Here is a 12841-nt window from a genome sequence, read left to right as displayed (position 1 = left end):
TGGACAGTCGCTCCTCGATGCACGGCCAGCAAGCGGCCGTCAGTAGCAGCCTCGCGACATCCAGACCGCAGGTACGGTCTTGATGATGATGCGAATGTCTTCGAACATCGACCAGTTCTCGACATAGTGCCTGTCGAATGCGACGCGGCTGTCGTAGGAAACATCGTTGCGTCCGCTGACCTGCCAGAGCCCGGTCAGGCCGGGGCGCGATTTCAGGTAATAGACGGCCGAATTGCCATAGATCTCCAGCTCATCGCGCACCACGGGACGGGGCCCCACCAGGCTCATATCCCCCTGCAGGATATTGATGATCTGCGGCAGCTCATCGAGGCTGAGCTTCCTCAGCACCGCTCCGACGCGCGTGATCCGCGGGTCGTTCTTCAACTTGCGGGTCGCTATCCATTCGGCGTTGGCCTCCGGATTCGAGGCGAGATAGGCAGCAAGCACCCGCTCGCCGTCTGGAACCATGGTGCGGAACTTGAGGCACGGAAAAATCCGTCCTCCGCGGCCGATCCGGCTGTGGCCATAGAAAATCGGCCCGCCATCGGAAAACCTGACAAGCAGCGCTATCATCACGAACAGCGGGCTGAGAGCGATCAGGCCGATCAGCGAACCGGCAATATCGAAGCTGCGTTTGAGCAGGCCGCCGATCGGTGGCGGAAAATCGACGCCGGCCTGCGAAAAATCCGCATCGGCCGGCTTGGCTACGTCCCTCATGCGTAAACTCCATACGTTGAACGGATGGTTTACCGCACGATACCAAAAAAATGTTGCAGCGCAACACACAATTTCCCAGACGGCTGTAATAGTCGCGTCATGAACTGACTAAATAATAAACTCGTCCTGCACAAAATTTCGCCTTTATGTCGCAAAAGAGACAGATTATGGGCAATTTTGGAAAAGCTAGTCCAATTTTGGGGCTGATTTTAGGCCAATCGCTCTTTATACCCTGCTGTGGAGCTTTGCCATCATTTAGAATTTCAAAATATCGACTGATGTTATGCTAAAATACTGGCCAATATTATAAATCTTACTGGAGCGAGTCGATATCCGGCAATCAGTGGTGATGCCGACGTGTGCATTGCACCATGGCAGAGTCGATCCCGAGGATTCGTTTAAAATTATTCCGCAGCTGCCCTTGCCGCCTATTGCGCGGGTCAATAGAGTTGCAAATTGTTGCTGTCGGACTATGGACAGATTGGGCTAGGCCGGAAGCAACCGGCCAGATGCGGGCAACCTAAATAAGCTCGCAGAGTTTAAGGGAGGTGCTCGGGGTGGGCTTGTCGACATTTTTTCCCGAGCCGGTTGATGGGCTATCGGGTATGTCACTGCCAAAGTTCATTATCGGAATGTGTTTTGCGCTGGCGATCGTGATCGTCTGGTCGTATTTGGGCGGCGCCTCGCTCGGTACGACGCTTTTTCGTGTCATCGGCTGCGCTATAGTCATCCAACTGGGTTATTTTCTGCTGGTCTTTGCCATGATCGCCAGAAATGCCCCGACCCCGGCCGACAAAATTCGCGACGCTGAACGAAAGCTGAGTTCGAACGAAGCGGCCGAAGGCGAGAAGTTCAGCGCCAGAAGGGGCCTTCACTGATTTCAGGCATGGCCGCGGTCTGCGATGTCCATGTGACCTGTGGCTAAGCTTGCCGGTCCTCTGACGGATTGCTCGCCTCAACAACACCGGCTGTCGGCATTCCTGTCCTTTCAACTGCTTGACACTGCCGGCCTCGACGCGCTCGCTCTGCGTCACCGCCATCCGGTCGGCGAGGACCAGCAACTGGTTTCCGCCAGTCGAGCGCTCTGATGGAGCGTGCAGGAACGGCTCTGCCAAGCGGCGCATTTCTGGAGCCATCCCGATCGAGGCTCGCCGCCCGCCCACCCGCGCCATAACACCAGCAAATGAAAAACTGGACTGCGCCGATGATTTTGGCGATGCTTGCTTCGCACTTGCAGCATAGGCGTTTGGGCCGATGCATTTCAGACGGGCGGTGAGGCATTGAACGGGGAGGGCGAAGAAATCAGCAACGACTTCTGCAATCGAGAGGCATGTCCATGACATCATCCCAGGTCTGCGTGATCATCGCCGCGCGCAATGCGGCGCGGACAATCCCGGCTGCCATTGCATCGGCATTACGCGAGCCGGAGGTTGCGGAAGTTGTCGTCGTCGACGACGCGTCCACCGACGATACCGCGAAAGTCGCCCACGCAGCCGACGACGGCACGGGCCGCCTTTCCGTCATCCGCTTCGACGTCAATCGCGGCCCCTCCTTTGCCCGCAACGCCGCGATAGCCGGTTCCAGGTCGCCGTTCATCAGCATTCTGGACGCTGATGATTTCTTTTTCGAAGGCAGGTTTCACAGACTGTTCGCCAGCACCGATTGGGATTTCGCTGCAGACAACATCATGCTTGTCAGGGATGACGCGGCAACCGACGTTTCGAAAATCGTTGCTCCACCGTTCTCTCCCGAACCGGAATTCCTCGATTTCGAGGGTTTCATCGACGCCAACATCTCCAGGCGCCGTGTGCAACGAGGGGAACTGGGCTTCCTCAAGCCAGTGATCAGCCGCGCCTTCCTCGATCGGCATGGGCTGCGCTACGACGAGAAGCTGCGCCTGGGTGAAGACTATGAACTCTATGCGCGCGCGGTTGCCCACGGCGCGCGCTTCAAGGTCATCAAATCCTGTGGCTACGGCGCGATCGTGCGCGCCGATTCGCTTAGCGGACGGCACAAGACCCAGGACCTGAAGCATCTGGCCGATGCCGACCTGGCACTGCTTGCGATCGACAGTTTGCCGGAGGCATCGAAGGCTGCGCTGAGAAGGCACGAGCGGCACATCCGCGACAAATACCGGTTGCGGAAGTTTTTAGACGTGAAGGCTGAGCGCGGGCTGGCGCCGGCTGCGGCCTACGCCTTGGCCGGCTCGTCCAACCTCACAGCTATCGTCCGCGGCGTTGCCTCCGACAAGCTGGATGCGCTGTTTCGCCGCGCTGGACTCGCCGCGAAGCGTCAGCATGTGCCGCCGCTGCGCTTCCTCATGGCCGGAACCAGCACGGCCAGCGAAAGCTAGGCCCCTCAACGTGCGATCGCGGTAGCAACTCCCTTACCCTTCGGTCGGCTCGCACCATTTCAACGAGATTCATGAGTTTACGATCTAGGTGGTTGCCTATGCGCGCAGGGAATGGCAATCTATGTTGCGGTGCAGCAATTTTGGACGGCCAACCGAACTGGCCCGAGACATCCCTGTCGGAGGAGCTGGACAATGCAAGAAATGCCTTTTGAATGTGGATTGGCGCCAAGGCCGGTCACCAGCTCGACGATGATGGGGCGCTGACTACATGGCCTCGATCTTTCGCTTCCGATCGAGAGATCCGGCGCGCGACACGCAGACCGACACCTCGCGCCTCGATCGGTTGGCAAAGCTGCTGGACCAGATCGCGGCCGAAGTCGAGGCGGAGAAGAGCGGACTTGAGAACCGCTACAGGACGACGGCCACCAATGCCGCCTTTCTGGTCGAGGCCATGGAGAACGGAGCGGTCTCCTCTCGCAGGTCTTCCGAAGTCGGCGAACTGACCAGGTCGATCCTGAATTGCGAGCGGCGCATCGCTGCGCTGTCGCGCCAGATGCAGATGATGAAGGATCTCCGTCATTCGCTGGATGAAATCTTCGAGGAGAAGCGGCAGAACGGTCCCGACATAAGGACCGATTTTGTGAAGCCCGCCGATTCCGGCACAGGCTGAGCGAACACCCCGGGTCGGCGCAATGGTTTTAGGCACAACACGGAGCTTGGGAGCGACAGAGGTCAAGATCAGGTTGTTTCGTCACGGTTCGAACGATCGCTTTGGGGGCGCACAGCACAAAGGTGAGTTTGATATGAATGCAGATCCTAAAAGCACGTCCGCCCCGGCAACCCGCGGCACCCCGTTCACGCGCCCGATCCCAGGCAAGCTGCGGCGGCTCCGTTCAGACGGCGCGTTTCTGCTGATCGTTCTCGTCAGCTTGGTTGCGGGCCTGGTGCCCGTCCGCGCCCAGGATCTCCCAACCGCGCCGTCCTTTGTCGATGATTTCACCAGCCTCAGTCGCGCGCGCTGGTTCATTTCCGACGGCTGGACGAACGGCAAGCATCAGAACTGCACCTGGTCCAAAAGCCTGATCGGGCTTTCCGACGGCATGCTGACGCTCGGTTTCGAGAAGCGCAAGCTGAAGGATCGCGAATTCGCCTGCGCCGAGATCCAGACCAAGCAGCGCTTCGGCTACGGCACCTACGAGGCGCGGATGAAGACCGACACGGGCTCCGGCGTCAATGCGGCATTCTTCAGCTTCGTCGGCGATGCCGACAAGCAGCCGCATGATGAAATCGACTTCGAGGTGCTGACCAAGGACACGTCCAAGGTCCAGGTCAACGCCTACATAGCCGGCAAAGGCAAGAACGAGAAACTGGTCGACGTCGCCGGCGGCACCGACAAGGCCTTCAACGACTACGCCTTCGTCTGGGAAAAGGACCGGCTGCGCTGGTACGTCAATGGCAAGCTTGTCCACGAGATCACCGATCCGGCGAAGCTGCCCACCCATTCGCAAAGGATCTATTTCAGCCTGTGGGGCAGCGATACGATGAAGGGCTGGATGGGGCCGTTCTCGGATCCCGGCCGCAAGCTCACCATGCAGGTGGATCGCGTTGCATTCACCGCACTCGGCCAGCCCTGCCAATTCCCGGAATCGCTGGCATGCAACACAAACTAGAAGCGCATCTGAACCGGCCGGGCCGAAGGTGGTCGGAAAACCGAAGCTCGAACAGGCCCGAAGCCTTGAACAGGAATGAAACCGAATGAATTTGACTGTCTTTGGAATCGGCTATGTCGGTCTTGTACAGGCGGCGGTGCTTGCCGAAGTCGGCCATCAGGTGGTCTGCGTCGACATCGATGCAAAAAAGGTCGAGCGGCTCAACCAGGGTCATGTCCCGATCTTCGAGCCCGGGCTCGAAAACATGGTCAAGGAGAACCATGCCGCCGGCCGCATCAAGTTCACCACCGACGCCGCCGCGGCGATCAAGCATGGCCAGATTCAGATGATCGCCGTCGGCACGCCTCCGGGCGAGGATGGTTCGGCAGACCTCAAATATGTGCTGGCCGTCGCCGAGGCCATCGGTCGTGAGATGGACGCGCCCAAGATCGTCGTCGGCAAGTCGACCGTGCCGGTCGGCACCTGCGAAAGGATAAAGGCAAGGATCGCCGAGACGCTGAAGGCGCGCGGGCGCGAGGATCTGGCTTTCGACGTCACCTCCAATCCGGAATTCCTCAAGGAAGGGTCCGCTGTGAGCGACTGCATGAAGCCCGACCGCATCATCGTCGGCACCAGCAACGAGGACACCGAGGCGGTGATGCGCGAGCTCTACGCGCCGTTCAACCGCAACCACGAAAAGATGATCGTGATGGATGTGCGCAGTGCCGAGTTCACCAAATACGCGGCCAATTGCATGCTGGCGACCAAGATCAGCTTCATGAATGAAATGGCCAATTTGGCCGAGCAACTGGGCGCCGACATCGAGGAGGTCCGCAAGGGCATCGGCAGCGACCCGCGGATCGGCTACCACTTCATCTATCCGGGCCTCGGCTATGGCGGCTCGTGCTTCCCGAAGGATGTGCGTGCCCTTATCAAGACCGCCGAGGCCGTCAAGTTCGACGCCAAGCTGCTGCGTGCCGTCGAGGAACGCAACAACCAGCAAAAGTCGGTCCTGTTCGAGAAGGTGGACCGCTATTTCAAGGGCAATCTCAAAGGCAAGACCTTTGCGCTGTGGGGCTTGGCCTTCAAACCCAATACCGACGACATGCGCGAGGCCCCGTCCCGCACGCTGATGGAGGCGCTCTGGGCCGCCGGGGCCAATGTTCAGGCCTACGATCCCGAGGCGATGCAGGAATGCCAGGCGATCTACGGGCTGCGCGACGACCTGCAGCTGTGCGGCACCAAGGAGGCTGCGCTGCGAGGCGCCGACGCGCTTTTGATCGTAACCGAGTGGAAAAGCTTCAGCGCGCCGTCCTTCGATGCGCTGAAGAACGCGCTGACCACGCCCGTCATCTTCGACGGACGCAATCTCTACGACCCCAAGGTCATCGCCCGCCACGGCATCGAATACCACAGCATCGGCAGAATGGCGGCGTGACGCTAGGGCGGTCCAGCAAGGAGCCAGGTCCATGAAAGTTCTGTTTGCAGGCGGCAACGGCTACACGCCGCAGTTCAGCGGTGGCGTTCAGTCGAGCACGCACCATCTGGTCGAGCAGCTGCGCGAGCACGGTCATGACGCCTCGGTTCTGGCGGCGCTGTTTGGTGACGGCATGTTCGGCTTCAAGGCGCGCGCCAAGATGAAGTTGCTTCGCCAGCGTGCGGTCATCGACAGCTATCCGGGCTATCCGGTCGTGCGGGCGTGGTTTCCCTGGGAGGCGGCGCGCTTCGCGGTCGAACGGCTCGATCCCGATGTCGCCGTCGTGCAGTGCCACAAATCGGTGCCGATCGGAAAGGCGCTGCAGGCGCTCGGCGTGCCGCTGGTGGTCTATCTGCGGAACGTCGAATTCCACGAACTGGCCGGCGACCTGCGCGAATTGCATTCGGCGCTTTATATCGCCAACTCCGAATTCACCGCGCACACCTATAAGGAAAAGTTCGGCATCGATTCGACCGTGATCCCGCCGACCATCAATCCCGGGCTCTACAGCACGCCGTCGACCGGTGAATTCGTCACGCTGATCAATCCTTACAATGAAAAAGGGTTCGAACTCGCCGTGCGCATCGCCGGCCAATGCCCCGAAATTCCGTTCCTGTTCGTCGAAAGCTGGAAGCTCGACGACGACCACCGGGCGCAGATCGAACGGATCATCGCGCCGCTGCGCAACGTCAGGCTGGAAAGCCGCACCAGCGACATGAAGACCGTCTATGGCCGCACCAAGATCCTGCTGGCGCCCAGCAAATGGGAAGAAGCTTGGGGGCGGGTGGCATCCGAGGCCCATTGCAGCGGTATTCCGGTCGTCGGGTCCCGCCGCGGCGGCCTGCCGGAAGCAATTGGCGCCGGCGGCGTTGTGCTCGACTACGACGCACCGCTCGACGACTGGGTCGCCGCGGTCAGGCGGCTATGGAGCGACAAGGCCGAGTACGATCGGCTGTCGGCGGCGGCGCAGCTGTTTTCGGAGCGGCCGCAGATGAATCCAGACATTCAGTTCGCGACCTTCCTCGGCGTTCTCGACAACGCCAGGCAAGGCGCACTGGAGCGTGCCGCCTGATGCATTTCGTCCAAAAGCATGCACGTTGCCCAAAAGCCGGCTCTCGCGCCTGACCGGGGTGGGAGCTGCTTTGGGACAACGACACGCAAAACACCAGACGCTTGAAGCGCCTCGCACGGCGGCGACGGGCGTCAGCCCTCATCCGCGCGAGCAGATCGCCGACCGGCCTCGAAAGATCGTCCATTCGATGAAGATTTGCTTCGTAGTTGATAAGTTCCCCTCTTTGTCGGAGACCTTCGTCCTCGATCAGATAGAAGGGTGCCTCGAGCGCGGCATGCAGGTCGGCGTCATCTGCAACGAGACGTCCTTCGGCAAGGACAGCAACATCGACGATCGCCGCTGGCAGGCGCTACCTGGCAAGGTCGTCTGCTGGTGGGGCGGACTGGGGCGCTTTCGCCCGATGCTCAGGAAATGGTCCGGCAGGTTCTGGGATAAACTCTCGACCGCTATCGACATCGCCTTTGCGCGCAAACTGCAGAATGCCGACGTGATTGTCGCGCATTTCGGCAATAACGGCATGCGCGTCGCCCGGGCCATGAAACGAGGCCGGATTTCCGCTCCTTTGGTGACCATATTCCATGGCCGCGATGTCGGCGAACCGCTGCATGACAACACGCTCACGCGCTACAAGGTCGTCTTCGAAAAGGGCATTCTCCAGCTCCCGGTGAACGCGTTTTTCCGCGACGCCCTGATCGGCGTCGGCGCACCCCCCGCCCAAGTCATGGTTCACCATATGGGCGTGCGGCCCGGTGAGATCGGCTACCATTGGCGTTCCTGGGACCGGGACACGCTGTCCTTCATCTCGGTCTGCCGGCTGACCGAAAAGAAGGGCATCGAATTCGCCCTTCGGGCGCTCGCCAGCCTGCCGAGGCGCGATTGGGTCTATACGGTAATTGGCGGCGGCGAATTGCTGGAGGAGTTGAAGAAGCTCGCCGCAAGTCTCGGCATTGCCGAACGGGTGACTTTCCTCGGGCCGCGCCCGCACGCCGAGGTCAAGCAGCGCCTGCGCAATGCCCACGTATTCCTCCTGCCCAGCGTTGCCGCACAGGACGGCGATCTCGAGGGTATTCCGGTGGCGCTGATGGAGGCTATGGCCGCCGGGCTGATCGTGGTCAGCACCTATCACTCGGGCATTCCCGAGTTGATCGAGGATCAGGAGACAGGCTTCCTCGCACCGGAGCGAGACGTTGCGGCGTTGGCCCGCAAGCTTGTCTGGGTGGCCGAGAATCCGGACAAATGCGAGCGCATCGCACGTGCGGCGCGCCGCAAGATCGAGCAGGATTTCAACGCGGACGTACTCAACGAACGTTTTGCGCAGATCGTTGCCCAGCTGGCCGAAGCCAGGCACCCGGCATGAACGCCAACCCGCCCCCCCAGTTCGGTCGCGTCGCCCTGCGCGGCGGCGTGGTGACGATCGGCGCGCAAGGCTTCAAGATGGCGATCCAGTTTCTCTCGGTCATCGTGCTTGCCCGTTTGCTCGTGCCCGAGGATTTCGGCCTGGTGGCTTCCGTCGGGCCGATCGTGGCCTTTGTCGGGCTGCTTCAAAACCTTGGCCTGCAACAGGCTGTGGTCCAGCGCAAGGACATCAGCACCGAGCAGCTCAACCAGGTATTCTGGATCAGTGCGCTGGTGGGGCTGGGCAGTGCCGTGGTGGTTGCATGCCTGGCGCCCGCCATCGCTGCCTTCTATGGCGATCAACGCATGGTCGGGATCACCATCGGCTCTGCCTTGCCGCTGCTTCTTGGCAGTCTCGCCGCGGTGCCGCTGGCGCTGATGAACCGCCATTTGCGCTTTGGCCAGCTCGCACTGAACGATGTGATCACCGCCGCTGCCGGACTTGCGACTACCGCAGTCGCCGCCTATGCGGGGCTGGGCTACTGGTCGCTGGTCATCGGCCCGGCGGTTTCGGCTGTTGTCGCGCTGGCGGCGGCGTGGCAGGTGGCGCGCTGGACGCCGTCGCGGCCGGACCTGAAGGTCGATACCGACATATTGTCCTTCGGCGCCAATCTGACCGGCTTCAATCTGGCCAACTTCTTCTCGCGCAATCTCGACAACATCCTGATCGGAAAATATTCGGGCCCGATCGAGCTCGGCTACTATGACCGCGCCTACAAGCTCCTGCTGTTCCCGCTGCAGAACATCAACCAGCCGCTGACACGCGTGATGGTGCCGCTGCTGAGCCGCATCCATGAGGACAAGGCGCGGTTTCGCGACATCTATGTGCGAACCAATTGGATGCTGGCGGCCATCACCATGCCCGGCATCGCGGCGCTGACGCTGACGTCGGACCAGGTCGTCGGGCTTCTCTTCGGCGAGCGCTGGACAGCGGTGGCGCCGATCTTCGCCTGGCTGGGCATCGCCAGCCTGATCCAGTCGGTCTCGAGCACCACCGGCTGGATCTTCATCTGCCAGGGCAAGACCAAGACCATGTTCCACTGGGGCATCTACTCGTCGCTGACGACGGTTGCAGCCTTCATCATCGGCCTGCACTGGGGCGCCGTCGGTGTCGCGGCGGCCTACGCGATCAGCGGCTATGTGCTGCGCGTCCCGGTACTTGCCGTTCTTGTCCACCGGGTCGGCCCGGTGACCGCAGCCGACTTCCTGGTCATGCAGGGGCTTTTTATCGCGTCATCGCTGCTTGCCTGGTCCGTGTACCGGGAGTTGCCGGCATCGCTGACCGGCCAGTCAGACCTGCTCGCGGTGGTCCTTGCGGTTGCCCTCAATTATTCGATCGGCCTGATCCTCATGCTTGCCCTTCGCCAGTCGCGCAGTGCGTTGTTCACCACGCTTTCCAGCGCCATGCGCAACGCCCGCTAGGCGAGCGATCACGGGCACCAAAAGTTCACCTGCCGACATCGCCGACGCATGCTCCTCAAGCACTGCCTGAAGGCTCGTCCTGCGATAGAGGTCGAGATTGGCGGTAAGTCTGCCGAGCTTCTCGCTCGCTTCCTCGGGCGTCACCGTGTCGATGTCGAGCAGCAGGTCGGCGACGCCGATCCGCTTGGCGAGTTCCTTGGTCTTGAATTCATAGGCGATCGGCAGCACCGGCGTGCCGACGCAGAGCGACATGATCATCATGTGCATGCGCGTCGCGACGACGAAGTCGAAGCCTTTCACCAGGGTCATCAGTTGCTCCGGCGTGTGGAACGAAGCGTCCACGCTGACATGCTTGGCGATCTCCGGATCGAGTTCGGCAACGATAGCCCTCGCCGTCTTGGAATCGTCATGGGCGTATTCCGGCACGCCCTGGCAGGTGGAGACGAAGGTGACCTCCTTGGCGTGGTCCCTGACCAGGATGGTCGCGATCTCGCGGATCGAGTCGATGTAGCGGCGCATGCCGCCCTCGCCGTCGCTGACATAGTTCCAGTGACGGACGGAAATGGCGACGCGGCCGGTGACCGTCGCCGAGTGGCTGGAGGCCAGAAAGTTTCCGATCCTGTCGGTATCGGCCAGGGCAAAGACGGCGTCGGCCACGACGTGGCATTTGCCGGGGTCTTTCACCATGTCCACAATGTGGTCTCGCGAACGTTCGTCGCGCAGCAGGATAAGCGGGCTACGGTCGAAGATCGGGCTCAACTCCTGGCGATTGTAACTTTTGTTGAACGGGCCAAGCGATTGCGTGAAGAAGACAGGGTCCTTGCCCAGAATCGCGTCGATCCTGAATTGATTGAGGCGCCGCTCCAGATTGTAGGTCTCGACGAGATAGGTTCCGCCTGTCGTGACCACGAGGTCGGCCTCTCTGTAGATCTCGAGACCACGGCGATTGCTTGAGCTGAACAAACGCCCGAGAACGCCACGGATGCCGAACCGCTGCAGGGCATTGAGGACGAGCCGATTGTAGATCGGCTTGAACAGGTTCTTCAGCCCGCTGCCGTATTTGTAGCGGAACAGCGATTCCGACAGCAGCTTGTGGAATTCGAGATCCGGATAGTCCTTCTTCGTGTAGAGCCTCGCCGCCACCTCCGGCTGGCTGTCGAAGACGTAGAACTGGATATCGTCTTGCACGATCGTCTTGAAAACATGGCGAATCGCCAGGAGAATCGCTGCATCCCCGGTATTCAGGCAGACGGTGTTTTCAACCGCGATCTTCATGGAATGACCTCATTTCGTGAGTAGTCCCGTGGTTCCGTCGACGATTGCCAAAGGAAGCGGATTGCGGCGGGTTGGCCGAAAATGCTGCACGCCAGGATGGTCCTCGCGTCGTGATTATTGGCGCGCAGCCGGATGGCAGGCCAACGCGCGGTCCATGCGGCCCAAGCAGAGCGAGATTAACCCATCGATTTTGCAGTGCAACAAAAAATGTGGAACTTTGCTACGCTGCAACCAAAAATGTTGCGATGCAGCAAGAGCTGTACTAGCATCGTCGCGGGCGGGCCAACAGCGGTCGAGTTTTCATGCTGCATGTCTTGTACTTGGTACACGACGTCTCCGACCCGGCAGTGCGCCGGCGGATCATAATGCTCAAGGCAGGCGGCGCCCAGGTTACGCTGGCGGGCTTTCGTCGTACGGCAAGCGCAGTTGCTGATGTCGAGGGCTTGCAGCCGATCGATCTCGGCCCGACTCGTGATGGTCGATTCGCCCAGCGTCTGGCGGCGATCATGAAGGCGGTGGTCTCGACCGGCTCGAAGCTGGGCTCAATGCCACGGCCCGACCTCATTATCGCGCGCAATCTGGAAATGCTGGCGCTTGCCCGCCGGGCCAGGTCGGCCTTCCAGGCAACAGTGCCGATCGTCTACGAGTGCCTGGACATCCATCGCCTGCTGCTTCGCGACGATCCGCTGGGCTGGGCGATGCGCGGCGCGGAACGCTTCCTGGCCAGGGATGTGAAGCTTCTGGTGACGAGCTCTCCGGCCTTCATCGCCAACTATTTCAAGCCGTTCGGACAGATTGCCGCGCCGGTCGAGCTGCTCGAAAACAAGTATTTCGAGCCGGCCGCGGCCTCGCTGGATGACCGCGCGGCGCCGGAGAACCCCGTTGCGCCGCCTTGGCGGATCGGCTGGTTCGGGGCGCTTCGCTGCCGTCGCTCCCTGGAACTTTTGGCCGAATTTTCGCGCCGCCTCGACGGCCGCTTTGAAATCGTCCTCAGGGGCCGCCCGGCGCTGTCCGAATTTCCCGATTTCCATGGTTTCGTTGAATCGGAACCCTGGCTGTCGTTTGGCGGGCCCTACCGCAATCCCGAGGATATGGCGGCGATCTACCGCGAGGTTCACTTTTCCTGGGCCATCGACTTTTTTGAGCAGGGCCTGAACTCCGAATGGCTGCTGCCCAACCGGCTATATGAGGGCTGCCGCTTCGGAGCCGTGCCGATTTCGATGGGAAACACCGAAACCGGCCGGTTCCTCGACCGGCAAGGCATAGGGGTTCTTTTGCCAGAAGCCACGCCCGAGGCGCTCGAAGCCGCCGTCGGCACGATGGAGCAGCATCGGTTCGAGACATTGAGGGAGCGTGTTCTCGCCCGCAATCCGCGCATATGGAGCTACGACCGCGCCGATTGCCGGGCGCTCGTCGAAAAACTCCGCGGCCTGGCCACGGCGCCCGGTCCATATGCTGCCGAAGCATTGGCATAGAAGGAA

At 60.9% G+C, this 12841-nt stretch carries 10 protein-coding genes and 1 pseudogene; 9 read left to right on the top strand and 2 right to left on the bottom strand.

All coding sequences use genetic code 11. From position 1 onward, the window contains the following. Positions 1-39 precede the first annotated feature (39 nt). Positions 40-717, bottom strand: a complete 678-nt coding sequence (locus NKJ40_RS02260) for a sugar transferase (protein ID WP_352464389.1) — start codon at positions 715-717, stop codon at positions 40-42. A gap of 605 nt (positions 718-1322) precedes the next feature. On the opposite strand from NKJ40_RS02260, the gene NKJ40_RS31860 reads away from it, so the two are divergent. From NKJ40_RS31860 to NKJ40_RS02220, 8 genes are all read left to right on the top strand, one after another. Next, positions 1323-1595, top strand: coding sequence for an exopolysaccharide production repressor protein (locus tag NKJ40_RS31860; protein ID WP_502903685.1), 273 nt, complete (start codon positions 1323-1325; stop codon positions 1593-1595). Positions 1596-2047: 452 nt separating this feature from the next. After that, positions 2048-3070: a glycosyltransferase family 2 protein gene (locus NKJ40_RS02250; protein WP_352464385.1), complete on the top strand. Its 1023-nt coding sequence runs from the start codon at positions 2048-2050 to the stop codon at positions 3068-3070. A gap of 268 nt (positions 3071-3338) precedes the next feature. After that, positions 3339-3740 (top strand): hypothetical protein, encoded by a 402-nt coding sequence (locus NKJ40_RS02245; protein ID WP_352464384.1) that lies wholly within the window; start codon positions 3339-3341, stop codon positions 3738-3740. A gap of 133 nt (positions 3741-3873) precedes the next feature. Further along, positions 3874-4740, top strand: a complete 867-nt coding sequence (gene exoK, locus NKJ40_RS02240) for an endo-1,3-1,4-beta-glycanase ExoK (protein ID WP_352464382.1) — start codon at positions 3874-3876, stop codon at positions 4738-4740. Between the two features lie 85 nt (positions 4741-4825). Then, positions 4826-6157, top strand: coding sequence for a UDP-glucose dehydrogenase family protein (locus tag NKJ40_RS02235; protein WP_352464380.1), 1332 nt, complete (start codon positions 4826-4828; stop codon positions 6155-6157). Positions 6158-6188: 31 nt separating this feature from the next. Beyond that, on the top strand, positions 6189-7268 hold the full coding sequence (locus tag NKJ40_RS02230) for a glycosyltransferase (RefSeq protein WP_352464379.1): 1080 nt from the start codon (positions 6189-6191) through the stop codon (positions 7266-7268). A gap of 70 nt (positions 7269-7338) precedes the next feature. Next, positions 7339-8625, top strand: coding sequence for a glycosyltransferase (locus tag NKJ40_RS02225; protein ID WP_352464378.1), 1287 nt, complete (start codon positions 7339-7341; stop codon positions 8623-8625). Continuing rightward, positions 8622-10085, top strand: coding sequence for a lipopolysaccharide biosynthesis protein (locus NKJ40_RS02220; RefSeq protein ID WP_352464376.1), 1464 nt, complete (start codon positions 8622-8624; stop codon positions 10083-10085). The genes NKJ40_RS02225 and NKJ40_RS02220 overlap by 4 nt, the downstream gene beginning before the upstream one ends. 222 nt (positions 10086-10307) lie before the next feature. Here NKJ40_RS02220 and NKJ40_RS02215 read toward each other — a convergent pair. Continuing rightward, a pseudogene (locus NKJ40_RS02215) lies at positions 10308-11360 on the bottom strand (polysaccharide pyruvyl transferase family protein); the annotation flags it as partial. A gap of 302 nt (positions 11361-11662) precedes the next feature. On the opposite strand from NKJ40_RS02215, the gene NKJ40_RS02210 reads away from it, so the two are divergent. Then, on the top strand, positions 11663-12835 hold the full coding sequence (locus NKJ40_RS02210) for a glycosyltransferase family protein (protein WP_352464374.1): 1173 nt from the start codon (positions 11663-11665) through the stop codon (positions 12833-12835). The last annotated feature ends 6 nt before the right edge of the window (positions 12836-12841 follow it).

Source organism: Mesorhizobium sp. M0119 (assembly GCF_040322615.1).
In the GTDB taxonomy this organism is placed as follows: Bacteria; Pseudomonadota; Alphaproteobacteria; order Rhizobiales; family Rhizobiaceae; genus Mesorhizobium.
This window is presented reverse-complemented; position numbering and strand designations above follow the sequence as displayed.